The organism is Legionella beliardensis, from assembly GCF_900452395.1.
Taxonomy (GTDB): Bacteria; Pseudomonadota; Gammaproteobacteria; order Legionellales; family Legionellaceae; genus Legionella_C; species Legionella_C beliardensis.
Genome location: NZ_UGNV01000001.1, coordinates 2,674,541 through 2,700,151 on the forward strand (window position 1 = coordinate 2,674,541; position 25,611 = coordinate 2,700,151).

A 25,611-nucleotide genomic window follows, 5' to 3' on the forward strand; every position below is an offset into this window, starting at 1 on the left:
CAGCAAGCCTGGGAATAGGACCAAAGGGCCGTATCCGAGGTTCACCTTCTCTACACCTGCTCTCCAAATTCACCTTGAGCCCCACCATATTCCCAATTTTCTTGCAATACTCCCTTCTGAGCATAACGATGAAACTGGAGGGCGATTCTTTATCACAAATTACATAGCCATGTTTAGCAGAGTTAAAGTGAATATAATCGATATGGGCTTGCAAGTCTGATTCATCACGTATGCGATGCTCCCAGAACCGACGCCGCTATAAAGGATAGTTTTGTTTCATTTTTCGAAATGCTTCACCCAGTAGGTCAATATGGTAAGTTAATAATTGTAATTTCCGCCTTCTCAAGACAAGAGTAAAAAAATAAGTACCGCCAGGCATAAAACCCCTGCGAAAATAAATTACTGTGTTTATGAGGTTGGATTTCCTATGAATGGAATTTCATAGAGAATTAGTTAAGCTAAGAAAGTAAAATGAAAACCTGAGGCGCGGCCCTTTGGGCCTACTCCCAGGCTTGGCTATATTAGATATATTTTTTAGTCTTTCTTTTGCAAAGACTGCAAGTTGAGCAGTATGTATTTAAATTTTGAAACTATTATCACTAGCTTTATTGTAATCACTTAAATCTACTGGTTCGTTTTTTAATAAACTCTGTAAGTTACCTTTTCCAATTAGAGTCTCTAAGATCTCTCTACTTCTAGAGTTTTTTCCCTCTCTAGTTTTAATATGATCTAGCAAATCGTTAATAGTGAATGGCTGATTCGATTTAATAGCCTTATTATATTTTTCCATAAATTGAGAGGATGGAGTAAAACATAAAATTTTGCTTTTTTCCAAAGATGTTTTAAACCTTTCCAGAAAATCATTCATCAATTTCTCTGTATCTACACCAGTTATTAACTCAGCCTTTCCCTTCGTATCTACTAACGATTGTTTAAATTTCTGTGTTACCCCACTTTCACCGCCCTTTAAAGAGTTACTTTCTTGTAATTTACTAGTAGGGTGCTTGACTTTAAAATGATGGAAGATTTGCACTTGTTCTTCAAGCATCCGTTTGCACACATTGCCAAACTTTTTAGTGTCTTCTTGGCCATCTTGATCAGTCACAGTGCCTGTTTTTGGATTAATAGTAATTGACCTTGCTACTCCTGCATAAGTTTGACCTTTGATGGTATAGATACCATTTTTTTCATCCACACCAGTTACGTAGTTATGATAACCAGACGTATCTTCTAGAGGGTAACTATTTTTAGGGGGTTTAACCTTAGATGTTGGCACGAACACTGTTTGGGCCATTAAATCAGCACCTGAGCTCACACCCTTAGAAAGATTAGTATGATAAGTACCTGTTTGTGCTATAGGAGTAGGATACTTGACTTTAAAATGATGGAAGATTTGCACTTGTTCTTCAAGCATCCGCTTGCACACATTGCCAAACTTTTTAGTGTCTTCTTGGCCATCTTGATCAGTCACAGTGCCTGTTTTTGGATTAATAGTAATTGACCTTGCTACTCCTGCATAAGTTTGACCTTTGATGGTATAGATACCATTTTTTTCATCCACACCAGTTACGTAGTTATGATAACCAGACGTATCTTCTAGAGGGTAACTATTTTTAGGGGGTTTAACCTTAGATGTTGGCACGAACACTGTTTGGGCCATTAAATCAGCACCTGAGCTCACACCCTTAGAAAGATTAGTATGATAAGTACCTGTTTGTGCTATAGGAGTAAGGGGCTTGACTTTAAAATGATGGAAGATTTGCACTTGTTCTTCAAGCATCCGTTTGCACACATTGCCAAACTTTTTAGTGTCTTCTTGGCCATCTTGATCAGTCACAGTGCCTGTTTTTGGATTAATAGTAATTGACCTTGCTACTCCTGCATAAGTTTGACCTTTGATGGTATAGATACCATTTTTTTCATCCACACCAGTTACGTAGTTATGATAACCAGACGTATCTTCTAGAGGGTAACTATTTTTAGGGGGTTTAACCTTAGATGTTGGCACAAATACTGTTTGGGCCATTAAATCATCAGCACCTGAAACGACAACAGGTTTTGAAATAGAGACTTTTGCTTTACTCATAATCAAGAATACTAACTTTAATACTACATAATTATATTTTAGATTATTTATATTAATAAAATATTAAGGGGTCTTGTAAAATGGCTTTGCTACACGGTCATATTAGATCTAACCAAGTGCTCTATCTAAAAACCATAGAAATTCTGTTTTAAATTTAACCTAATAAATTATTTACAGAGCTATTTATGACACATTTATGCCACAATTTAGGTAAAAACCAAGTAATCTAGAGTAGTAATTTAATTATAACTGATTGATTTTAAATATAAAAATGGCGCGCTCGGAGGGACTCGAACCCCCGACACCTTGGTTCGAAGCCAAGTACTCTATCCAGCTGAGCTACGAGCGCAATGAATGCTTTGTGATGCTGCGTTTTGACCTATTGTCAACATGGTGGGCCGTATAGGATTCGAACCTATGACACAAAGGTTAAAAGCCTTCTGCTCTACCGACTGAGCTAACGGCCCAAAAAGGGTAAATTTTTTTCTTTAGGTTACCAAACATGGTGGGCCGTATAGGATTCGAACCTATGACACAAAGGTTAAAAGCCTTCTGCTCTACCGACTGAGCTAACGGCCCAAAGAAGGATGAGATGATACCCGATTAGGGCGAAAATTCAAGTATTTTGCTGAATTATTTCTATTTCTAATCCAAAATGTTTATTTTATTAAACTTACGTCTCGTTAATTTAAGAGCTATTTATTTTAAATTTAACTTTTGTGTCAATGCGCTATAGTTTAGAAGTTACTTAACAATTGCATACGCTTAAATTAATGGAACTCAACTAAGTCTTTACTTTGATAAAGCTCTTTGTTTGTTGCAAGCACAGTCCAATGCTCTTCTTTAAAAAAATTGCATAGAGTCATTAGCTTATCACTAGGAATTATTAATAATAGTACATCCATACCTAGAGCACCGCAGCCTTTTATTGCTAAGACATCAGGGTTAGTTTTAAATAATTTAAGTAATTGTAATGTCGTGGGTGCGACTAAATTTAACTTAGTCAACTCATGCTGATAGCTATTAATCGCTGTAATAAGCTTAGCGCTGTTATTTTCAATAAATGCTGTTTCTGCTTGCTCGACGAGCTTTGGAAGTTCATTAAGACTATTAGGAAGCTTGATTTCTTGTAAATGATGATGAGTAGCGAGTTTGTTACCTGTATGTAGCAATACAAACGAAATATCTTTAAAGGCCCAATCGTAACAGTGTAACTGGTTATTCTTTTGATCAATATAAACACAACCGTGCTGAGCTTGAGCAATTATATCGTAGCCGCTAGGCTTAACACCTTCGCCACGCCAAGCATGTTGGTAATAACCTGTTAGCAAGGCCTGCCCTTCTGCAGGTATTTTTTTTAAATAGCAAGAGGCTAGATAAGCACCAATAAATTGCGCGCTTGAAGCACCTAGACCACCACGCCCGAGATAGGGGTCTTGCCAATGAATCTGATTTAGAGTATGGCCAGATTTTACCCAAAAGCGGCCGGCAGGAGAATCAGGATGAATGGAAGAGTTTCCCCTCTCTTGCAGGGAAAAATTAAAGCATGGTTTTGTTGTTACAAGAATCGCCGGCGCCTGTGCAAGTGCTATGTATTCACCAACTAAAAACGTTTTTGCTGGAATTTGCCACTTCATTGCGCAAGCTGTGTCTGACGTAAAGAGGTTAAAAGTTCATAAGCATTGGTTAAACTAATACGCTTATTGATTAAAAGTAAATGCTGTAAACGCTCTTTTAATACAGGTATTTCTTGAGCAGTTGCCCCTGCCACAAGCAATAAATTATCAATATGCAGCTTCATATGTCCCTTGATGATACCATCGGTACAAAGTGCTCTTAATGCACCTAAATTTTGTACTAAGCCGACCGCAGCGATAATACGTGATAAATGATTAGCTGATTCAATACCCATCATTCTTAAGCAAAGTTTAGCCGTAGGATGCAAAGAAGTGACGCCGCCGACTGTCCCAACGACAATGGGCGCTGTTAATTGGCCTACCAATTGCCCATCACTGAATCGCCAACGAGTGATTGCTTGATAGCGGCCATTACGCGCGGCATAAGCATGCATGCCAGCTTCTACTGCCCGCCAATCATTTCCTGTGGCAATTAACACCGGATCAATACCGTTCATCACACCTTTATTATGAGTCGCCGCACGATAAGGATCTTGCTCGGCAAAGTAGGATGCCTCTTGTAAGCGTATACCTAATTCTTCATCGATATCATCGATAATAACTTGTGCGGTCGTTAACTTATGATCATTTAAATTCGTTAAAATACACATGGTGACTTGTTCACCCGTTAAATTTTCTATAGGCGTTTTTAAATATTCTAAAACTTGGTTTATGATATTAGCGCCCATGGCATCGCAGCTATTCATAGTTAAATGAATAATGGCCATATCACCACCATCTTCACGTAGTAGATGACGTAAGTGTAAATCAGCAACGCCACCACCTCTTCTCACCATGTTCATTGCAACATCTTGGTTAGCTTTTTCAATAAGAAATTGTTTATTTTTAGCGAAAATTGTAGATAGCTTCTTAAAATCATTCACTTTAGCTAATTGAATTTGACCTAAAATATGTTCGCCATCTACCCAAGTCGTGATGGTGCCTTGTTGTCTGATCCATTTGGCTGTTTTTGATAGCGCTGCGATAATGGATGTCTCTTCAACCGCTAAAGGAATAACATAATCCTTACCATCAATACAAAAATTAGTCGCAACCCCTAAGGGTAGCTGAAAATAACCGATTACATTTTCTATAAGTTTATCGGCAAGAGAAGTATCTTGAACGCCACCACGACTTAAATAAATTAAATCTTCAACAGTCAAGGCACCTAGCTGTAAAAGGCGCTCAAATCGTTCTTCTCGGCCCAAGCGCGAAAATCCCTGAAATAATTTTCCTGCTTGATTGCTTATAGGCATGTCTTCTCCCTTAATTCATGAAGTACCCGACTACCTGTACAAAACATGGCAACCTGCAGTTCATATTCTATCGTAGTCATTAAATCATACACTTGCTCTGCACTAATTAATGCAGCTTGCAGCATAGGCTTGGCAAAACCTACGGTTGTTGCCCCTAAAGCAAATAGTTTAGCAGCATCTAGCCCATGTCGAACACCGCCAGAGCCCCAAATTTCAAAATTTGGCTTAATAGATACTGCATTTAATACACTATTAACTGTATTTATTCCCCAATTTTTAAATGTTTCAGCTGCTTTATTTTGTATTGTGTTTTTAGAACGGCAACCCTCAATACGTCCCCAATGCGTGCCACCTAAACCACTCACATCAACTGCGGCAACACCAATATCATTTAAACGCGTTAATGTCGATTTAGAAAACCCACAGCCTGTTTCTTTAATAATAACTGGTAAGGGAAGCTTCTTGACCAGATTTTCCAACTGTTGCCAACAGCCTTTAAAATGAGGCGTTCCTTCTGGTTGCATAACCTCTTGCAAAGGATTGCAGTGAATAATTAATCCATCAGCATTGAGCACATCGGTCAACTGCATTACTTGAGATAAAGACACTTCCAATAATTGAGCAATACCTAAATTACTAAATAACGTAACATCAGGAAACTCTTGACGTAATAAATGCCATTCGTTTGCAGCCTGCTTGTCTGTTAATTCTCGTCTTTGCGAGCCCACACCCATGGCCCAACCGCTGTTAGCACAGGCTGCTAATAATGTACGGTTTATTGCAAGCGCGCCGTTATGTCCCGCAGTCATTGAGCTTACCAAAAAGGGTTTAGGAATTGATTTACCAAATCGTGTGCCAGCAAGCGTTATCTCATTAAAATTAAGATCAGGTAATGCTTCATGCTGTAGTGTTAGTTGATCTAGATTATTTAATTCAGATGCTTGATTATCTGGCAACAAAGCTAATTCAATGTGATCTTGTTTGCGCTTTTCAAATTGATTAAAGTTATCTTGCATAAGTTGCTAATAAACCTAAAAGTGGTTTAGATTTTATCACACTTATGTATTTTTTAAAAAATTAAGTTTGGCTATAATTTAATCAAATTTTTGAGGTTAATTAAATTGCTCATCCTAATTTACTTAATAAATGATAAATGTCATTTAAGCGGGTATTAAGTCTTGTAAAAAAATACATTAAATTAAAAAATCCTAATGCTTTATTATCTAAAGAAGCAAAGCGCTTAGGATCATTTACTACCGCTTTATTAAATTGTTCCATTAAGTTAGTTGGTGGTAACATCGGGCCATAATCCTCTTTTTTTAAGCGCTGCTTTAAAGTAATTAAATTAGCTTGCGTTGCTTCTACAGCCAGGTTAATGCGGCTATGATCCTCGTCTGTTAAGTAAGGCGCAATCCAGCGATAGGCCTCAATTAATCCTACGACATATTGTGTACAAAAAGCAGACTCAGTCATTAAAACATAAAAATCACGCTTAGTAATACGATGAAATAAAAACTCATAGCTAATCGTCAACGCTTTATTTCTTAACGCTTGAAAATCAGTATATAAGCGGTGGCTTGCGGCAATGGGATAAGTTTGCGAGTCTGTTTGAAATACTAAATTTAAAGCTTCTTGAATTTGCTCAATATGATTGACAAAAATATCAATGATATTCGTCTTAATCGGTAAAAAGAATCGACTAACTAAAATAGTAATTCCTGCGCCTAAGGCCGTATCTAAAATTCTCTCTCGCAAAAGCATTAAGTCCCAATTTCCTATTAAAGCAAATAGAAAAACCACAAACCCCGTTAGGCAAAAAACGCCTATTAAATGATAGGCAGGAAATAAATAAACAGTAAAAAAAATAAAAATCAATAAAATAAATAAAATCAGCGTATGATTGGGTGGAATAAGCCAATATAACATGGTCCCAAAACACCCACCTAGCACAGTCATACTCACCCGCTCTAAAGAACGCCTTAAACTGTCTGCCCAGGTCTGCATGGTTAAAGCCATTGCGGTTACCGCAACCCAATATCCCCTTTCTAATTGAAAAATATAGGTAATTAGTTCAGCAATAGCAATAGCTATGGCTGCTTGACAGCCTCGTTTCGTTGTATCTCTAACAGCCATTATTTTCTACCAACAAATGATCAATATGTTTATTAAAAATGTTAAAACTTAATTTAAGATTTAATATAGACATAATGATGGTGGGCTCAATGACTCGTTGTTGACTTAATTGATCAGCCAAATGGGTCATAGAAATGATTAGAGGTGGCCCATAAATAGAATGGTCTTTATTCATTTTTATTGAATTGAGTAACTCACTAAATTGCTTATTTATTGAGCCTAACGCTGACCGTACTGTATTAGACAAATGAAAACCATGTATTTTAAGAATACGATACGCTTCAATCATTAATATATACGCATGCACAAGCGCATATTGATGGGTTAAAATCTCATTAATTTTATCTTGCTGTTTAACTAACACAGCACTCTGTCCAATGGCTTGGTTAATATCGAGTAAATGATTTAAGTTATATTTAAGCTGATTAAATTTTTTTTCCTCAAAACGCCTTATAGAACTTCTTGCTAATAGATAACGCTCAATATCTAGCATACCTAAAGCCAATAATTGAAACAAACGATTAGAATTGTAAACAAAGAGATGCGCATAATTTTCTGGAAATATAAATAATAAAACGACAGCTGAGGTCATTAAAGCAACAGTAAGACCAGATAAATGTGAGGTTATCGCATGGCTAGTATTGACAGGAAGAATGGTTGCTAAAAAACACAACATCCACATCATCATTGGTGCTGTACTCGTTTGTAAATTAAAACGGCGAATATAATTTACAGCAAACCCTAATAAAATTAATACAACACCTTTTATATCGGATAAATCTCTTATTAATAATCCTAAGAGAAATAAATTAAAATAGAGCGCATCAAAGATAAGGACTTGTATTATGCGTCCTGAAAACGTTTTAGCAACGATTCCCTGCATAGAAAAACCACAGACTAACCCTGCAATTAACTTAGTAAAAAAGGGTTCTTGGTGTAAAAAAGAGAGGGTAATTAAAATTGCAAAAACAGTTTTTGCTGCATGCTTTAGTAGAAAATAGCCTGGATCAATATTCCATAGAAAAATTGGTATATTTCGAAAACGAATAAGTTCCTTCATAGTAAAGCTACCTCTAGTAAAGCACCCTTTGACTAATTACAGCATCTTTTATGTTAATATTTTTGCTGCAAAAAGGGATTCATATTATCCTAGGCTATTTTCTATCATAACGGTAATTATGAATAAGGTAAAACCAGTTGCTAAACTTGTCTTTGATGAAGAGCAAAATTGTTATCAATGCCAAGGGTCATGGTCAATTATTAATTTAGATGAATTACGTAATAATCTAAATCCTCACCTCAAATCAGATACTATTGTTATTAGTGGTGCAAAGCTTGATTATTTTGATAGTGCAGGTGCCCTTACTTTACATGATTTTGTTAGGTCGTTAAAAGAACAAGGAAAATCAGTGAAGCTCATTGATTTTTCTAAACAGCAAAAAGCATTATTAAAGTTAATCGATGATAAACAAGAAATTATTACTTATAAAACGCCTGCTGGGCACCATAATAATTTTCTCTACCGCACCGGGCAGGAAACGGTAAAAAAATTACAGCAAACCACAGGCTTTATTGCGCTTGTTGGCGACTTAGCGGTTAAACTCTTAGAAGCACTTAGACAGTGGCGCCGCTTTAGATTGCCTAGTATTGCGTCTAATATTGATACAACTGGCATTCAAGCACTGCCTATTATCGCGCTACTTTCCTGCCTTATTGGGGTTGTTTTAGCTTATCAAATGGGTTTGCAATTACAAACGTATGGTGCCAATAATTTTATTGCTTATTTATCAGGCATGGCAATCTTTCGCGAATTTTCACCTTTAATTACCGCCATTATTGTAGCAGGCCGGACAAGCTCAGCATTTACCGCGCAAATTGGCAGTATGAAAATCAATGAGGAAGTGGATGCTATCCTGACAATGGGGCTATCGCCTACTGAGTTATTGGTGGTACCTAAAGTAATAGCACTCCTTATTGTATTTCCTTTATTAATTTTTTGGTCTGATTTTTTTAGTATACTTGGCGCCATGGTCATGTCTAAGTGGAAATTAAACATAGGTTATTATGATTTCTTAGTGCGTCTTAAAGAATCTGTTGGCGTAAAACAGCTCCTGCTAGGCTTGTATAAAGCGCCTGCCTTTGCACTTATTACGTCTCTAGTTGGCTGTTTTCAAGGTTTTTTAGTGCAGTCAAACGCAGATAGTATTGGCACCCAGACCACAAAGAGCGTCGTACAAGCTTTATTTTTAATTATTGTTGCTGACGCTATATTTTCTATTCTTTATAGCTGGATGGGAGTTTAATGAATCAGCCTATTATTGAAATCTCAGGCCTTAAAAATTACTTAGGCGGCCAATGGGTGCACTCAGATGTTAATTTAACTGTCAATCAGGGTGAAATTTTAGCAATCATTGGTGGTAGCGGTAGCGGTAAAACCACTATTTTAAGAAGTTTATTGATGTTACTTAAGCCTACTGCGGGCACTTTAAAAATATTTGGTCAAGATTTAACAACCTTATCTTCACAAGAAGCATTTAAAATACGCCAGCGTTGGGGTATGCTATTTCAACATAGTGCGCTATTTTCTGCCATAACCGTGTTAGAAAATGTCATGTTTCCTATGCAAGAATTCACGGCATTACCTAGGGACTTTATGGAAGAATTGGCTATGTTAAAAATTGCTTTGGTAGGTCTACCTAAGGAAGCCGCTGGAAAATTCCCAGCAGAATTAAGTGGTGGTATGCAAAGGCGCGCGGCCGCTGCAAGAGCCATTGCTATGGATCCAGAGTTATTGTTTCTAGATGAACCAACAACGGGTCTCGATCCACACAGTGCTCGTTTATTTGATGACTTAATTGTGTTTCTACGTGATGCACTTAATTTAACAGTTGTAATGGTAAGCCATGACATGGAATCATTAAAGCGCATTACGGATAGGGTAGCTTTCGTTGGCGATGGGCAAATTCTAGCTGTTGAGCCCCTCAACGAATTAATGAAAAATCAGCATCCATTAATTGCTGATTATTTTGAGAAACTTTAAACTGTTTAAATTTACTTTAATCCCACTTCGAAGATGTGTAGAGCGTGTTTGGAAAAGGCCTTAAAGACAAGCAAACACGGGAACTGGGGTAACGTGATTAATTTAAATTTAGACCAACTTTTTATTGGAGTAACTTTTGGAAGCAAAAACCAATTACACCATAGTGGGCTTAGCGGTTATCATTTTAACAAGTGCCCTAGTTATTGCAGCTGTTTGGCTTTCAGTTGGCTTTGATAAGAAAAAACATGCTATTTATGCTGTTTATGTTCATGAAGGCGTTTCGGGCTTAAGTGAAGAATCACCGGTTAAGTATAATGGTGTCACTGTAGGTAACGTGGCTAAAATTGAGTTAAGCAAATTAGACCCACAAGAAGTCAAATTATTATTAAGTATTGTTGAAGACACGCCTGTTACTACAAGTACAACGGCAACACTAATTACCCAAGGAATTACCGGAACAACTTATGTTGGCTTGTCAGCAAATTCCTCAGACTTAACACCTTTAAAAAAATTACCCCAGGAACCTTATCCTATTATTCCCTCAAAACCTTCTCTGCTTAATCAGCTCGATAAAGTTATTAAAGATGTTTCTGAAAATGTTAATAGTATTAGTTTACAACTTAAAGCAATTTTAGATAAAGAAAATGCCACAAATTTAAAAAAATCACTAGCTAACATTGAATCCTTTACAGATACGTTAGCCAAGCAAAATGAGCGTATTGCCAGCAGCTTAAAGAGTTCAGATATTTTCTTGAAAAACATGGCTGAGGCAAGCAAGCAGTTTCCGCAAGTCATTAAAGATTTAAAGCAAGGCATGAATAAATTAACCAGTGAAGTCAGCCAAGCGAGTCAAAGTATTACATCAACCATGGACTCCGGGAAAGAGACAATTGATAAAATTTCCCAGCAAACTATTCCTTCAGCACTTGCCTTACTGCGCCGTCTCAATGCCATTGCTGCAAATCTTGAAAAAGTAAGTGCCCAAATGCGTCAAAATCCGTCAGTTATCATTCGCGGTACAACTGGACCAAAACCTGGTCCTGGAGAATAAATGTGATTAAAATTAACTTTTTAACTTTGGGTATGTGCTGCTTGTTAGCTGCCTGCTCGCCTGTTAAACCAACCATTACTAATGAATATAAGTTAGATACTTTTAGTGAAAAAAAATTAGCTAATCATTATTCGAATTTATCTCTTTTGGTTGCTGTACCCGAAGCAGTAGCAGGTTATGATACGCAAGACATGCGCTATGTAAATAAACCTTATGAGTTAAGCTCTTATGCGCATAATGCTTGGGTTGATACACCAGCAGAAATGTTATTGCCTTTAATTCTACAAAGCTTACAACGCTCAGGCTATTTTTATGTGGTGGCCTCAACACCAGTTACCGAGAATACTGATTATCGGCTTGATACCCAATTAATTGAATTAGAACAGAACTTTTTAACTAAGCCCAGTCGTATTGACTTAACTGTTAAAGTAGTATTAACTCATGTACCCGATAATCGAATTGTTGCTTCGCAATTAATTAGCGAGCATGTGAATTGCCCATCAGACACGCCCTATGGCGGTGTTATTGCTGCAAATCAAGCAACAAGGCTTTTCACAGCGCAACTGGTTAACTTTGTTATAACACATGCAAGAAATGACAAACGTAGCGCAGGTTCGACATAAGCGCTATGCAATTATGTCGCTAAACGAGCGTTATTTCTAAAACAGCATAGTTTATAAGAGATCCAAATTAACAAAGATTAGTCGATATAAAATTAGCTATTTTTTCGACCAAGCTTATATAAATAGGTAACAACAAAGCATAGCGAAATTGTTAAAACAATTATACAATGAGCCGCCATTTGGCGCATAAACGCGGGTTCTGAATAAAAATCTTGAAGCTCAATAAGGCTCTATGACGCATATTAGCCTTCGCTTTTATAGGATTATTATCCAGAACTCGTATTTCAATAATGTTTAAAAAAAATTCGATAAAGGAGAAAAAAGGATGAAAGCTAAATCGTTTTTAAAATTGGTGGGCCTGGTAGCCGCAAGCATCGTCCTGCTGGCATCCTGCTCAAAGAATCCGAACGGTGCAGGTGGTATGGCTTATGATGATGGCGACATGGCTGCACATGGTTTAGGGCAATTTAAACGCTTCCCAGGGCAAGCTCCCGGCGAATCGTATACAACCCAAGCGCCTCATAACCAACTTTATCTCTTTTCATATGATGATAGCAATTTTGCGCCAAAATACATGGCATCTTTAAATGCCCAATCTGACTATTTAAAATCACACCCTGGCGCGCGCGTATTGTTAGCTGGACATACTGATGAACGTGGTAGCCGCGAATATAACGTCGCTTTAGGTGAAAGACGGGCGAATACCGTAGCGGAACTGATGCGTATGGCCGGCGTAAACCGTCAACAAATCCGTATTGTTAGCTATGGCAAGGAACGTCCTGCAAACTTTGGTCACGATGATGCATCGCATGCACAAAATCGTCGTGTAGAATTCATTTATGAGGCAACCCGATGATAAGATCGCCCAAGGGCTTTTTAATTATCTGTTTTACTTGTCTTCTACCTTTTTGGGCGCTTGCAGAAGCGCCAGTTGTAGATGACAGTGAAAATTTTGTGATCCTTGATGAAGGACAGGCGGCTATGGAGCAGCCTGTTGCTAAGGCTCAATTGAATGATAACGAACCTGAAGAAGAAATTGCCCTGGCACAAGATAATGAAATGGGCCAAGTTGGCGGCAATGTGGAGTTACTGGATAAGTTAAAAGGCCTTCAGCAAGAATTACAAGAATTACGGGGTCAATTAGAAGTTCAAGCTCATGAATTAAAATCATTACAGCAGCAACAATTATCTTTTTATAAGGATATTGATGCTCGCATACGAACAACTACTTCTAGCCCTTCTTCTGCTAATAAGATCCTTCAGACAGAACCCACAGCTGATCTATCGATTGGTGAGCCTGCGCCCATCACGAATAAAGATGCAAATTCTAAACCGACTAAATCTTCCTTCTACACAGAGGGGCAACCTAAAGCCAACCAGGCTCCTACAAGCTCAGTAGGTAGTGCTACTCGCAATCCTGCTGATGAACAAATCAGTTATCTGGCTGCGTATGATTTGGTAAAAAATAAGCACTTCGATGAAGCATTATCCGCTATGCAAAATTTTGTAGCAAAATATCCGCAAGGAGGCTATACTGCAAATGCACATTATTGGCTAGGTGAGCTTTATATGGTTAAAAAGAATTACTCCAATGCCATTGGGCACTTTCAAACGGTATTAAATCGTTTCCCATCGTCAAGCAAAACAGCTGCTTGTTTATTAAAAATTGGCTATGCACTAGCCGCTTCAGGCCAAGAGGTAGAAGCGAGACAGCACTTACAAGAAGTAGTTAAAAATTATCCGGACACCCCAACAGCTGAGTTAGCAGCCGCAAAGTTAAAGTCAATCAGTATGTTATGAACGTAAGAAGTACTAAATTACGCATTACAGAGATTTTTCACTCCATTCAAGGCGAATCAAACACAGTCGGGCTACCGACCGTGTTTGTTCGCTTAACAGGATGCCCGCTGCGTTGTCAATACTGCGACACCGCTTATGCCTTTAGTGGTGGTGAGCTCATTGATATAGAAACTATTTTAGCTCAAGTAAGCGCTTTTGAATGCCCTTTTGTGTGTGTAACCGGTGGTGAGCCGTTAGCGCAACCTAACTGCCTCGCTTTGTTAGAGAAATTATGTGATGCGGGTTTTAATGTTTCTTTAGAAACAAGTGGGGCTCGCGATATCGCCAATGTTGATCAACGAGTTACCATTGTCATGGACTTAAAAACACCTGACTCTAAAGAATGCAGTAAAAACTTAATAAGTAATTTAGCTTATTTAAAGAAGACTGATCAAATTAAATTTGTTTTGTGCAGCCGAAGCGATTATGAGTGGGCTTGTCATATGCTCAAAGAATATCAGCTTCCTGAAAAAGCCTTTATTCTTTTTTCGCCAAGTTGGCAAGAATTAGATGCAACTAGCCTTGCTAATTGGATTATTAAAGACTGTCTACCTGTGCGCTTTCAATTACAGTTGCATAAGATTCTCTGGAATGATGCGCCTGGACATTAGCTCATTTAATTTAAATAATAGTTAAAGCTAAGCTATTTTAAAACAAGGAAAAACTATGCAGTGGTTTGCTCAGGCGCCTGCCAATATCGCGCTTATTAAATATATGGGTAAAAAAGATAGTGCACTTAATATACCAGCTAATCCTTCACTTTCTTATACTTTAAATAAGTTATTAACCAATGTGACTTTAGAAACCCATCCGGGGCGAAAAGACGTTTGGGAACCTTTACATATCCCTGGCGCTTTGCCTTTTGCGCTCTCAGAGAAGGCCCAAGAACGTTTTTTAAATCATTTAAGCTTTTTAAAAGATCACTTTGGTTATTCTGGATCGTTTATTGTGCGATCTTCTAATAACTTTCCCCATGGCAATGGATTAGCCAGCTCTGCGTCAAGCTTCGCTGCTCTAACCATATGTGCAGTTCGTGCTATTTGCGAATGCCAAAATATTTCTTTACCCGCTATTGAAGAACAGGCACAACTAAGTCGCCACGGTTCAGGCTCATCTTGCCGCTCATTTTTTTCTCCTTGGGCATTTTGGGAAGAAGAAAAAGTAGGACCCATTGAATTACCTTATGATAATTTACATCATCAAGTCATTATTATAAGTCATGATGAAAAACAAATTCCTTCAAGCCAGGCGCACCAACTAATTAAAACAAGCCCTTTATACCTTGATCGCCTTAAACGAGCCTGTGAGAATTTGCAGGAGTTATTGTCTGCACTTAACTCAAAATCGTGGAGCAAGGCTTACGACATTTGTTGGCGAGAATTTCAAGACATGCATCATTTATTTACCACTTGTGATAAACCTTTTACTTATATGACTGAGAATACTAAACTTGTCTTAAAAGATTTACAAAACCTATGGGAACGCCATGGTGATGGTCCGATTGTAACTATGGATGCAGGCCCAAATATTCATCTGCTTTATAGGCCAGAGCAAACCGACATGGCTCTACAATTTAAGCGCGATTTTTTAGTTGGTAATTATGATGTTTTGTAGTTTCGTAACGTCAACGCATGGTAAATGGATTCTGGCAGGTGAGCACGCTGTTTTACGTGGCCACGGTGCCTTGGTCTTTCCAGTTAAAGGAAGAAAACTGACTTTAACCTATTGCCCTTCCACTACCGAGCTTCATGCCGATTTTTCGGGTGCTAGCAGTCATGATATGCACCTATTATTCTGGCCAGTATTAGAGCGAGGACAAAAGCTTTTAGGTCATTCAATTAATCGTTTAACTGGCCACTTTCACATTGAATCTAATATTCCTATTGGCGCCGGTATGGGTGCTTCAGCAGCCCTTTGTGTCGCTGTAGCAAGATGGTTTTCTACTCAGAAATTATTAACTTCCGATCAACTATTCTCCTTTGCAAGAGAGCTTGAAAATTTATTTCACGGCCAAAGTAGTGGCTTAGATATTGCCGGTGTCGCGGCTACAGCAGGTGTTTATTTTCAGCAAGGGCAGACTGAGCCAATTCAACAAACTTGGCAGCCCCAATTGTATTTATCCTCTTGCGAACAAGTTGGTCTTACCCTGCATTGTAATAATCAAGTAAGCAATCTATGGCAAACCAATGAGGCCTATGCTCGAAATATTGATGAAATGATGCAGCAGGCTGTTCACAAAGCTAGAAAAGCTTTAGAAAGCGCCTCTGCTAAAGATGGTCTCGTATTACTGCAAGAAGCCATACAAGAAAGTGCTGATTGCTTTAAAGCTTGGGGGCTTGTAAGTGAAAATTTATTTCAGCATATGCAATTATTACTGCAACAAGGCGCTTTAGCCGTTAAACCAACTGGCTCAGGCGGTGGTGGCTATGTCATTAGCCTTTGGAATAAAGAACCACCCCCCTTACCTTTTGAATTAATTCCTGCCTAGTGGATACTATATTATTAAATAGCAACCTCAGGCAGAGAGATTGAGACTCAATGAAAGTAGCAGTTGAGCGATTATAACTAAGTTATTCAATAAACTGGTAATAAGTTTCCTCATTTTTGACCATACCTAGTTCATAACGTGCCTGTTCTTCTAATGCTTGATCACCGCTTTTCAATTCTAAGATATCGGCTTCTAACACGTGATTACGTGCTATTAGGTTTTCATTTTCCTTTTTTTGCTTAGCAATTTTGTCTTCTAAGCGGTACCAGTGCAAAATACTGCCGTCCCCTAACCATAGCTTATACTGTAAGCCTAATAATGCTAAAAGCAGGATAATGACAACTGGTCGCATAATGCTAGTCACCTAAAGTAGTATGTTAAATTAGTATATGCTTCTATAATCAATAAAGCGATTATATGAAATCATTCGCTAAATATCGTTTTACCAGGGTAAGTGAGTGTAGGTACTAATTCCTGAATTCTCAAAAGCTGGTTGTATTTGGCTACTCTATCTGTTCTACATAATGAACCTGTTTTAATTTGCCCACAGCCCGTTGCTACAGCTAAATCAGCGATGAAAGTATCTTCAGTTTCACCAGAACGATGTGACATCACACAGCGATAGTTATTGGCATGTGCTAATTGAATGGTTTGCCTGGTTTCAGTTAACGTACCAATTTGGTTAGGTTTAATTAAAATTGCATTAGCAACTTGCTGGTTAATGCCTTCTTGTAAAATTTGGGCATTGGTAACAAACAAATCATCACCCACTAATTGCACGCGATCGCCTAACTCAGCTGTTAATAAACGCCAGCCAGTCCAATCGCTCTCATCTAAGCCATCTTCAATACTTACAATAGGATAAGCAGCAACTAAATCTTGATAATAGGCAATGATTCCAGCACTATCTAGTCGTTTATTGTCAGAAGAAAGGTAATAATAATGATCACGATATAATTCAGACGCAGCAACATCCAAAGCAAAAACCATGTCTTGACCTAGTTTAAAACCTGCCTGTTCTATCGCTCTTGCTAATATATCTAAGGCATGTCGATTAGATTTTAAGTTTGGCGCAAACCCACCTTCATCACCGACCGCGGTATTTAATCCATATTGTTTTAATACTGATTTTAAAACATGAAATGTCTCGGCACCCATCTGTAAGGCTGTAGAAAAATTAGCAGCACCTATAGGCATTATCATAAATTCTTGAATATCAACATTATTATCTGCATGTGCCCCACCATTTAACACGTTCATCATGGGTACGGGCATTCTCATTGACTCACCTTTATGCAATGCTTGATATAAAGGCTGCTGGGATGCGTGAGCATAAGCACGCGCCGCAGCTAAAGATACAGCTAAAAGGGCATTAGCACCTAGACGTGACTTATTTTCAGTATTATCTAATTCGCGCAACTTAGTATCAATTTCTTCTTGATAGCTAACATTACATCCTTTTAGTGCTTCATTAATTTCAGTATTTATATAATGAACTGCCTTAGTCACACCCTTGCCAGCGTAACGATCTAGGGCACCATCACGAAGTTCGCAAGCTTCTCTTGTTCCAGTTGAAGCACCAGATGGCACACTAGCCCGTCCTATCAAACCATTAACCAGGGATATATCTGCCTCAACGGTAGGATTTCCACGGGAATCTAAGATTTCACGTGCTTTAATGTTTGCAATTTGCATGGTCTGACCTTTAATAATAGAATTCTAGGGTTTTTCTTTTAAAAGCAAAATAATAACAACTATTCTGCCCTATTAACACAATCCTGATTAAAACAGTAGAATTACAAGCTCGGTCTAGCTATAATCGAACCAACACGACTTAGGTTAAACCACTATGGGAAGCATCTTTAATATGTTTGGGCCATCACCTATTAGGCCTATTGAACAACATATGCGTAAAGTGCATCATTGTGCTAAACAGCTTTATCCTTTTTTTACAGCTGTACTTAAACAAGATTGGCAAACGGCTGATTCTATTAAGCAGAAAATTATAGATCTTGAAAAAGAAGCGGATGTTATTAAACGTGATTTAAGATTACATCTACCTACAGGTCTTTTTCTTCCTGTATCCCGCACTGATCTTTTAGAATTATTAAGTGCCCAAGACAGGATTGCCAATACAGCCGAAGATATTGCCGGCTTAATTGTTAGTCGCCAAATGAAAATTCCCGCTCAAATTTCCGCTGCCTTCATGACTCTTTTAAATCGCTGTTTAGATGCATCTAAGCAAGCGTGCAAAGCCATTAATGAACTTGATGAATTATTAGAAAGTGGCTTTCGCGGTAGTGAAGTTAAAATTGTTGAAGAAATGATAATGACACTTGATGAAATTGAGCACGATAGTGATAAAAAACTGTGGGATATTAGGCATTCAATTTTTGAGTTGGAAAATGAAATTCCGGTAATTGAAGTTATTTTTCTTTATAAATTAGTCCAATGGATTGGTGATCTAGCAGATCATGCTCAAACAGTAGGTGCTCGTCTTCAAATTCTTATTGCCCGGTAGTTAAAATCCATGGATTATCCTTTTATTTTACTTTTAATCGCGTTAGCTCTTTGTTTTTTAATGACTTGGGGTGTGGGCGCAAATGATTTAGCGAATGTGATGAGTACCACAATGGGCTCAAAGGCCATTACGGTTCGCCAGGCAATGATTATTGCTATTATTTTTGAATTTGCTGGTGCCTTTCTCGGTGGTAGTGGCGTTACAGAAACGATGCGTGACGGCATTATTAACAGTAGCCAGCTTCTGGACCAGCCTTTAATTCTTATCGAAGGTATGCTAGGCGTTTTATTAGCTTGTACTATTTGGATGAATCTTGCTAGTTATTTAGGTGTACCTGTATCGATTACCAACGCCTTAGTAGGCTCAATGGTAGGATTTGGAGCAACTGTTCTAGGCAGCCATGCTATTCATTGGGAACAAGTTTATCGTATTGCCATTAGCTGGGTAACTTCACCTTTTATCGCTGGTATTACCGCTTATGCTTTATTTACCAGTATTCAGCAAGTTATTTTTATTAAAAGCGACCCTTTAGAAAAAGCGAAGATGTATGTGCCTATATATCTTTTTTTAGTGGGCTCTATTTTATCATTTATCACGGTATTTAAGGGATTAAATCACTTTGATATTCATCTCAATCTCAAACAAGATTTAGCTGTTACTTTGGCGACCAGTATTACTATTACCATCATTGGCATGATCATTATCAAGCGTATTCCTGAAATGGCTAAAATTAGGCGACGCGAGCGCTTTATTCAAGTGGAGAAATATTTTGCAGTGCTCATGGCATTAACTGCCTGTGCTATGGTTTTTGCGCATGGCTCTAATGATGTCGCTTTAGCGGTTGGCCCTTTGACTATTATTTATACTTTAGTAACAGCACCACACCAGTCCCTAGCGTTAGATAATTACCCAGCTTGGATCATTTTTTTAGGCTGTTTTGGTGTGGTTTCAGGTCTTTTAATGTATGGCCGCAAAGTCATTGAAACAGTCGGTAGCTCCATTACCGCGTTAACGCCAAGCCGAGCTTTCGCAGCGACCCTAGCTGCTGCTACTACCGTTGTGGTTGCAACGAGTACCGGGATTCCTGTTTCAGCAACGCAAACATTAGTGGGTGCGGTATTAGGTGTTGGTCTCGCTCGTGGGATTGGCGCCCTTAATTTAATCGTGATTCGTAACATTTTTATGTCATGGATATTAACGCTACCCATGGCATCTTTGTTAACTATTTTAGCCTATAAATTATTACATGCCTTAATTGGATAAATTTAAATTATACAAGCCATAATAGCAGGATAATTAAAAATCCTGCCAAATCTCACCCTCAGTACGTTCAGCATCGGCATTATCACGCAATTTAGCAATTCGCTCATGCTTTTTAATTTCTACTGACTGCGAGTATGATTTTTGATGATCTTTATCAAATTGATAAAAAAATTTATCGTAAGGGCTAATATAAGCTTTGTCGATATCTTGTGAACTCATAGATTATCCTAAAACAAAATTATATCTATAATTTTATCGGGTTTTGCAGTAACTTACCAATTTATATGTAAAATTCTTATGAGGTTTTCATGTCTATTAAAAAAGCAGAGCTGCATGTCCACTTAGAAGGAACCATTTCACCTGATTTAGCTAAAAAATTAGCTGCGCGTAATCAGGTATTTTTACCCGAAGAACGCATTGATTATAATAAAAATCGTTATGTTTATAGTGATTTTTTAGATTTTCTAAAAGCATATGATGTTGTTGCTGAGGTAATAAAATCTCCTCAAGATTACTATGATATTACATTTGACTATTTAAAATCTACCGCAGAGCAAGGCGGGATTTATGTAGAAATGATGTACTCACCTGACCATGCTGAACAAGCAAGTGGCATACCTTCAAGCGAGCATTTGCAAGCTATTCAACAAGCAATTGATGATGCTGAAGAAAAATTTAATATTATCGGCCGTATTATTATTACAGCCGTGCGTCATTTTGGCGCTGAATCGGCTGAAAAAGTAGCCAAACAAGCCTTAAAAGAACAGGTGCCTTGTCTCGTTGGGTTTGGGCTTGGGGGTGATGAATTTAATTTTCCACCTAAATTGTTTCAAAAGGCTTACAAAATTGCCGCAGACGGTGGCTTATTATGTACAGTGCATGCGGGAGAATTTGCACCTGCCAGTGGCATGATTGAAGCAATGGATTATTTACCTATTCAACGTATTGGCCATGGCGTTATGGCGATTCACTCACCAGAAACGATTGCAAGACTTAAGGATAAAAATATTGCTCTAGAAATTTGTCCAACGAGCAATATTGCCTTAGGCCTTTTTAAAGATTTAAAAAGCCATCCCCTTATTCCTTTAATGGATGCAGGTATTACGGTCAGTTTAAATTCAGATGACCCACCTTTCTTTGGTACCAATTTAGGTAATGAATACGAGAAGGTACAGCAACTGTATCAATTTTCCCAAGAGAAAATGCATGACTTTACCCGCATGGCAATTAAAGCGGCTTTTCTAGATGAGGCAAAGAAAAAACAATTACTGCAAGCAATCAATTAAAAAATAATTTGTCTTGTTAAGATAAATGCAATAAAAAGAGATTTTGAAGGCGACTTATGACGTGGTTGGGCATCTGCCAATAAGCCTGGTTAACATTGGGAGAAAATTTTAAAAAGGATTTTATCATGACAATCCTGTTAGCGCAGCCAGAGCGAAACAACCTACGATGTAAGTGAAGCTATAGTGTGGGTATGCGGTCAATAATGATTTTTTTGTTTCCGCTCAATGCGGAAATAAAAAAAATTGCTGTATCAGATTAGGGATATGCCTTCCTGTGAAGCGCGCTACTTTTCTCTAATTAGAGCCTAATAGAGAATGATTATAAAATGTATGAAAGCTTCCTTGCTTCTCTATATAAAAACCAGTGAATAAAGTTGATAATGCCGCGGTTTTAGCTTAATTATCAGCGTTGCTGCTTTATTGTAGTATTAGGTTGCTCCAATTCATTGTCTATGGATACAAGCCAATCTACATGGGCATGAAATTTAGGTCCTAGGGAACGATTATAATCCGAAGGAATAACAGTACCTAAACGTTTTTCTTCATATAGTGTAGAATTTTCAGAGAACACCTCGTATCGATTGGGGCAATTACTCCGACCGCCTTGAAAAAAAACGGTACCTACCCATTTTGCTTTAACACGATCAAAGATTGCTCCTGCGGTAGGATCCATACATACATCGGTATGCTCAAAGTCCCATATTCGTAAATAGACATGAGTTGGATTATCGCCTTTCCTACCAGATGCCCACACATCAATATATGCATTATATAATTCATGTTGATAATTATTTAAAAGGTAGGTAATGGTCAAAGCTACAAATTCACCACAGTTTCCCATATTATATTTTTCAATGTACTTTTGTTTAATCAAAAGAATTTTTTCATCAGTAAACCCTTTACCTGATTCCAAATTTCTTGGAGTTATAGATGGATCAACTTGTTGACAAGTTTTCAATATAGACGTTCGCATTGTTCGTATGCGTTCATTTATCTCATTAATTTCACTAGGTGTAGAGGTACGTTTAGCAGCTGAATTAGTAATGATGGAGTTAGAATAATTCATTGCCTCCCTTAAAATATCTTTTATGTTTGTCATTCTGTACTCCTCTCAATTAGCTTTTACTGAATAATAATTATTCAATATGTGTATTAAGAGGCAATTAATGCATCAAAGGGATTTTTTTATGGGTATATTGATTATTTCGTTTTATAACGACGATTTTATGAAAAATTTCTGTTTCAAATTGTTCAGTGAATGTGTATCTGATTAAATCAAGTAATGGTTGGATGGACTTGTGCAAAAAAGTCCAAACTCTGTTAGGGCCAATCAGTGGCATAGCCCAATCTAGATTTTTTTTGGATTATATTTAGCCATCTTAAGCATCTGAAATTTTGTCTCTAAATGTGACTCACTCCTAACCTCTCGGGAGGTTAAACGAAGGAACTCAAAAATACAGGGATCATGAACCGTTAGGTTATTTTCTTTATTTAATCGAGATGTGGGTGCTAATTCAGATAATTTTTTTTATTATGGGAAAGACCTATTCTTTCAAAATACAGTCTTTCAATTTGTTACGTAGGATTGACGATGTGACATGTGGGTTATCAAGGCGGCGTTTTAATATTTTTTTAAATTGCTCCTGCAATCCCTTTGCAAGTTTTTTCCATTCTTTAGGTGCCAAAGTAACTCATAGCGCATCGATATCAACTTTTACAGATTTAAAAGGAGAAGATAAGCGATGCTCAACTAGCTTAGCCAATTCATTATCATCAAGTAATTCCATCATTGACTCAAACTTTTCAAATTCTATTATAAAATGAAAAGAAAACTGCGATAATCAAAACTAACAGGCCAAGCGTACGGCGAAAATAATTCACGCCACTTGTTATCTCTAACCACGCCCACGTAAAGATAAAACCAAAACTAAGCATCTGTAAAAGATGATGAATCCTGGGTTGATTATCGCTCCAAAAAAAATCCAATGCTGCGAATATAAACCAAAAAATCAGCGGCCCATTAGGCATCTGGAATAATACGATTCGGTTTTGCTTGTCTTTAAAAAAATCAAGGAATTTATACATTGTAATTCTCTTATTAAAAAAATACGTAGACCGGATAAGTTATGGGTTTTTAAATATGGCTACTTAATCTAATTACAGAATTGATTAGACTCATCAGCGGATTTCTTTAAGCAACGTTATATACACCCTGCTCTCTAGTAACTATATTCACTTAATTACTTAAGCTGTTGCAATATAAATCATGGGTGGCTTGTTCTGCAAGCTTAGCTATTACCTCATCAGCTACTTTTTGTACATCTATTTTAGGATACCATTCATCGTCAATACAAATTTAACTCGACTTCTTGTAATTCAATAGGAAAGCCCAATCCTTCATAAATATAATTTTTCAATTTTTTAGACTTCATAGCCTTACTCCAACTAGATTCTAATAACCGTAATAATGGGCATTAAATCGTTAGTAAACGTAATAATCACTCGTAACGGTTTACCATCTATATCACAACCTTCAATACAATATTTCCAATCTTTGGCTATTTCCGAGATAGAAATAGGTTCATAGGTGTCCTTTTTCTTATTTTACTATCAAAATAGTGTTCCAAAAATACTCCTAAAACTATTTGTCTCAAAACTTTCATCTTTTTAAGTTTTTGGGGCAAACAGATGTGTTAAGGATAGCAAATGAAATTTGGATACGCTCGTGTTTCCCCTAATGATCAAAGCCTAGACATTCAAATTCAAAAGCTAAAAGATGCTGGCTGTGATGAAATTTTTAGTGAAAAAGTAAGCGGGGCAAAAATGATCGTAAGGAATTAAATCGTTTATTAGGAAAACTTCGACAAGGAGACACGGTTTGTGTCGTACGTCTAGATCGGCTTAGTAGACGAATGATTAGACTAGCAGAAATGATAATAAGGGTTTGACTGCCATCACTTAATTTCATGATATCTCGTCCTAAGGATAGGATTTAAAAAATTTATTTTATAGACTTATAAATTAAAACCTTTAAAAAGGTGTTTTAATTTTAGTTATGTTTAAAATTAATCAGAGCGTAATTAAGATAAATAACTATTTTCTCTAAGTGAGTTGCAAACTCATTACTCACAACTTATATTCTCTGGCTAATTTATAATAAAAGAGAGCCCACATGTATAAATATGGCATTAAATCTCCCTGCCTATTTACAAATCCTCAACCCCAAAAGCTAGACCTGATGCAAATAATGCCAAAAGCCGAATTACATGTTCATCTTGAAGGAACAATGTCACCTGAGCTAGTAAAAAAAATGAGTGAAGCTTATCAGGTTACCTTATCACCCTTATTATTTTCAGAAGATGGCAAAGGCTTTACATGGACAAATTTCCTAGAATTTTTACAACAATATGATGAGATTAGTAGTGTAGTGAACTGTAAACAAGCACTGACACAAATAACTTATGAATATTTAAAACTTAGTCACGCGCAAGGCTCTATTTATACTGAGCTTACTGTATCTCCAGATCATCTGTCTCGATTTAAAGTTCCCTATATAGAAACAATTAATGCGGTAGAAGAGGGAATAAAAAAAGCTCATCAAGAATTTGGAATAGAATCGCGCATTATTGTTGTATTAGTAAGGCATCTCGGTCAAAAAACTTGTGAACAATTGGTTGAGCAGGTTATTCAAAATAAACATGATTATGTCTGTGGTATTGGTTTAGCAGGTGATGAAATCAATTTTCATCCAGAGCTATTTGTAAATGCGTTCAAAAAAGCAAAAGAGGCAGGATTAAAATTAACGGCCCATGCTGGTGAGCTTACAAATTCAGATAATGTACTACAAGCTATTGAATTATTAGGCGTGCAACGGGTTGGACATGGTATTCATGCAGCTTTTGATAAAAACTTATTACAAGTGGTAAAAGAACGAGGAATCCATCTTGAAGTATGCCCAACAAGTAATCATAAATTACAAACTAAGGCATACTATCCTCAAGAGTATAAAGACCTAGAGCATCCATTAACTATTATCCATGAAGCTAACGTGAGTTACTCGCTAAGTACCGATGATCCACCATTTTTCAACACGACTTTACAGTCTGAATATGATTATGTTAAAAATTTATTAAATCTTGAACCTAAAGATTTACTTAAAATCACTCAACGCGCTATTGAACACAGCTTTGCTCCTGAACCACTCAAACAACAGCTGTTAGAAAAAATTAATGCTTTTGCTATCGAGCATGCTTTGGATGTTGAGACTACAATGTCTTTTAGATATTAATTTAATAAGCTCTTAGTTTACTAATTTTATTAACTATAAGTTTGCTGAAATAATGAAGATG

The 25,611-nt window shown here is 37.3% G+C and carries 24 protein-coding genes, 3 tRNA genes and 1 pseudogene; 15 read left to right on the forward strand and 13 right to left on the reverse strand.

Features of this window, described 5'->3' with window-relative positions; all coding sequences use genetic code 11:
- Positions 1-577: 577 nt before the first annotated feature.
- From DYE47_RS11740 to DYE47_RS11780, 9 genes are all read right to left on the reverse strand, one after another.
- Positions 578-2,086 carry a hypothetical protein gene (locus tag DYE47_RS11740; RefSeq protein ID WP_115303464.1) on the reverse strand — a complete coding sequence of 503 codons (1,509 nt, stop codon included), beginning with the start codon at positions 2,084-2,086 and terminating at the stop codon, positions 578-580.
- A 272-nt stretch (positions 2,087-2,358) separates the two neighbouring features.
- Positions 2,359-2,435 (reverse strand) — tRNA-Arg (locus DYE47_RS11745).
- A 42-nt stretch (positions 2,436-2,477) separates the two neighbouring features.
- Positions 2,478-2,553, reverse strand: a tRNA-Lys gene (locus DYE47_RS11750).
- A gap of 36 nt (positions 2,554-2,589) precedes the next feature.
- Positions 2,590-2,665, reverse strand: a tRNA-Lys gene (locus tag DYE47_RS11755).
- A gap of 191 nt (positions 2,666-2,856) precedes the next feature.
- Positions 2,857-3,723 carry a hypothetical protein gene (locus DYE47_RS11760; RefSeq protein WP_115303465.1) on the reverse strand — a complete coding sequence of 289 codons (867 nt, stop codon included), beginning with the start codon at positions 3,721-3,723 and terminating at the stop codon, positions 2,857-2,859.
- Entirely contained in the window at positions 3,720-5,018 is a 1,299-nt protein-coding gene (locus DYE47_RS11765) for a hydroxymethylglutaryl-CoA reductase, degradative (protein ID WP_115303466.1), read from the reverse strand. Before DYE47_RS11765 ends, DYE47_RS11760 begins: the two co-directional genes overlap by 4 nt.
- A complete protein-coding gene (gene fni, locus DYE47_RS11770; protein ID WP_115303467.1) occupies positions 5,009-6,034 on the reverse strand; it encodes a type 2 isopentenyl-diphosphate Delta-isomerase in 1,026 nt (341 codons plus the stop codon). The genes DYE47_RS11765 and fni overlap by 10 nt, the downstream gene beginning before the upstream one ends.
- Positions 6,035-6,143: 109 nt before the next feature.
- Entirely contained in the window at positions 6,144-7,151 is a 1,008-nt protein-coding gene (locus DYE47_RS11775; RefSeq protein WP_115303468.1) for an FUSC family protein, read from the reverse strand.
- Entirely contained in the window at positions 7,141-8,211 is a 1,071-nt protein-coding gene (locus tag DYE47_RS11780) for a hypothetical protein (RefSeq protein ID WP_115303469.1), read from the reverse strand. The genes DYE47_RS11775 and DYE47_RS11780 overlap by 11 nt, the downstream gene beginning before the upstream one ends.
- Before the next feature lie 118 nt (positions 8,212-8,329).
- Between DYE47_RS11780 and DYE47_RS11785 the strand changes: the two genes are divergently transcribed.
- The 9 genes from DYE47_RS11785 (at position 8,330) to DYE47_RS11825 (ending at position 16,192) form a co-directional block, all read left to right on the forward strand.
- On the forward strand, positions 8,330-9,454 hold the full coding sequence (locus DYE47_RS11785) for an ABC transporter permease (RefSeq protein ID WP_115303470.1): 1,125 nt from the start codon (positions 8,330-8,332) through the stop codon (positions 9,452-9,454).
- Positions 9,454-10,191 carry an ABC transporter ATP-binding protein gene (locus DYE47_RS11790; RefSeq protein WP_115303471.1) on the forward strand — a complete coding sequence of 246 codons (738 nt, stop codon included), beginning with the start codon at positions 9,454-9,456 and terminating at the stop codon, positions 10,189-10,191. Before DYE47_RS11785 ends, DYE47_RS11790 begins: the two co-directional genes overlap by 1 nt.
- Before the next feature lie 136 nt (positions 10,192-10,327).
- Positions 10,328-11,242: an MlaD family protein gene (locus tag DYE47_RS11795; protein WP_115303472.1), complete on the forward strand. Its 915-nt coding sequence runs from the start codon at positions 10,328-10,330 to the stop codon at positions 11,240-11,242.
- A 2-nt stretch (positions 11,243-11,244) separates the two neighbouring features.
- On the forward strand, positions 11,245-11,865 hold the full coding sequence (locus DYE47_RS11800; protein WP_423202353.1) for an ABC-type transport auxiliary lipoprotein family protein: 621 nt from the start codon (positions 11,245-11,247) through the stop codon (positions 11,863-11,865).
- A 325-nt stretch (positions 11,866-12,190) separates the two neighbouring features.
- A complete protein-coding gene (pal, locus tag DYE47_RS11805; protein ID WP_115303473.1) occupies positions 12,191-12,721 on the forward strand; it encodes a peptidoglycan-associated lipoprotein Pal in 531 nt (176 codons plus the stop codon).
- Positions 12,718-13,665, forward strand: coding sequence for a tol-pal system protein YbgF (gene ybgF, locus DYE47_RS11810; RefSeq protein ID WP_115303474.1), 948 nt, complete (start codon positions 12,718-12,720; stop codon positions 13,663-13,665). The genes pal and ybgF overlap by 4 nt, the downstream gene beginning before the upstream one ends.
- Positions 13,662-14,315, forward strand: a complete 654-nt coding sequence (queE, locus tag DYE47_RS11815) for a 7-carboxy-7-deazaguanine synthase QueE (RefSeq protein ID WP_115303475.1) — start codon at positions 13,662-13,664, stop codon at positions 14,313-14,315. Before ybgF ends, queE begins: the two co-directional genes overlap by 4 nt.
- Before the next feature lie 55 nt (positions 14,316-14,370).
- Positions 14,371-15,318, forward strand: coding sequence for a diphosphomevalonate decarboxylase (locus DYE47_RS11820; RefSeq protein ID WP_115303476.1), 948 nt, complete (start codon positions 14,371-14,373; stop codon positions 15,316-15,318).
- Positions 15,308-16,192, forward strand: a complete 885-nt coding sequence (locus DYE47_RS11825) for a mevalonate kinase family protein (protein ID WP_115303477.1) — start codon at positions 15,308-15,310, stop codon at positions 16,190-16,192. The genes DYE47_RS11820 and DYE47_RS11825 overlap by 11 nt, the downstream gene beginning before the upstream one ends.
- Before the next feature lie 82 nt (positions 16,193-16,274).
- Here the strand turns inward: DYE47_RS11825 and ftsB are convergent, their stop codons facing one another.
- Both ftsB and eno read right to left on the reverse strand, forming a co-directional pair.
- Complete coding sequence (gene ftsB, locus DYE47_RS11830; RefSeq protein WP_115303478.1) at positions 16,275-16,544, reverse strand: cell division protein FtsB; 270 nt, start codon at positions 16,542-16,544, stop codon at positions 16,275-16,277.
- Positions 16,545-16,615: 71 nt separating this feature from the next.
- Positions 16,616-17,887 (reverse strand): phosphopyruvate hydratase, encoded by a 1,272-nt coding sequence (gene eno, locus DYE47_RS11835; protein ID WP_115303479.1) that lies wholly within the window; start codon positions 17,885-17,887, stop codon positions 16,616-16,618.
- Positions 17,888-18,041: 154 nt separating this feature from the next.
- Between eno and DYE47_RS11840 the strand changes: the two genes are divergently transcribed.
- Both DYE47_RS11840 and DYE47_RS11845 read left to right on the forward strand, forming a co-directional pair.
- A complete protein-coding gene (locus DYE47_RS11840; protein ID WP_115303480.1) occupies positions 18,042-18,713 on the forward strand; it encodes a TIGR00153 family protein in 672 nt (223 codons plus the stop codon).
- Between the two features lie 9 nt (positions 18,714-18,722).
- Positions 18,723-19,976 carry an inorganic phosphate transporter gene (locus tag DYE47_RS11845; RefSeq protein ID WP_115303481.1) on the forward strand — a complete coding sequence of 418 codons (1,254 nt, stop codon included), beginning with the start codon at positions 18,723-18,725 and terminating at the stop codon, positions 19,974-19,976.
- Positions 19,977-20,009: 33 nt separating this feature from the next.
- Here DYE47_RS11845 and DYE47_RS11850 read toward each other — a convergent pair whose 3' ends face one another.
- A complete protein-coding gene (locus tag DYE47_RS11850) occupies positions 20,010-20,195 on the reverse strand; it encodes a CBU_0585 family protein (protein WP_115303482.1) in 186 nt (61 codons plus the stop codon).
- A gap of 89 nt (positions 20,196-20,284) precedes the next feature.
- On the opposite strand from DYE47_RS11850, the gene DYE47_RS11855 reads away from it, so the two are divergent.
- Positions 20,285-21,262 (forward strand): adenosine deaminase, encoded by a 978-nt coding sequence (locus DYE47_RS11855; RefSeq protein ID WP_115303483.1) that lies wholly within the window; start codon positions 20,285-20,287, stop codon positions 21,260-21,262.
- Positions 21,263-21,665: 403 nt separating this feature from the next.
- Here DYE47_RS11855 and DYE47_RS11860 read toward each other — a convergent pair whose 3' ends face one another.
- Positions 21,666-22,361 carry a hypothetical protein gene (locus tag DYE47_RS11860; protein WP_115303484.1) on the reverse strand — a complete coding sequence of 232 codons (696 nt, stop codon included), beginning with the start codon at positions 22,359-22,361 and terminating at the stop codon, positions 21,666-21,668.
- A gap of 1,607 nt (positions 22,362-23,968) precedes the next feature.
- Between DYE47_RS11860 and DYE47_RS16505 the strand changes: the two genes are divergently transcribed.
- The 3 genes and pseudogenes from DYE47_RS16505 (at position 23,969) to add (ending at position 25,550) form a co-directional block, all read left to right on the forward strand.
- Positions 23,969-24,103 (forward strand): recombinase family protein, encoded by a 135-nt coding sequence (locus DYE47_RS16505; protein ID WP_242604190.1) that lies wholly within the window; start codon positions 23,969-23,971, stop codon positions 24,101-24,103.
- Positions 24,104-24,135: 32 nt separating this feature from the next.
- Positions 24,136-24,210: pseudogene (locus DYE47_RS16510) on the forward strand (hypothetical protein); the annotation flags it as partial.
- Positions 24,211-24,434: 224 nt separating this feature from the next.
- Entirely contained in the window at positions 24,435-25,550 is a 1,116-nt protein-coding gene (gene add / locus DYE47_RS11880) for an adenosine deaminase (RefSeq protein ID WP_115303486.1), read from the forward strand.
- Positions 25,551-25,611: the final 61 nt, after the last annotated feature.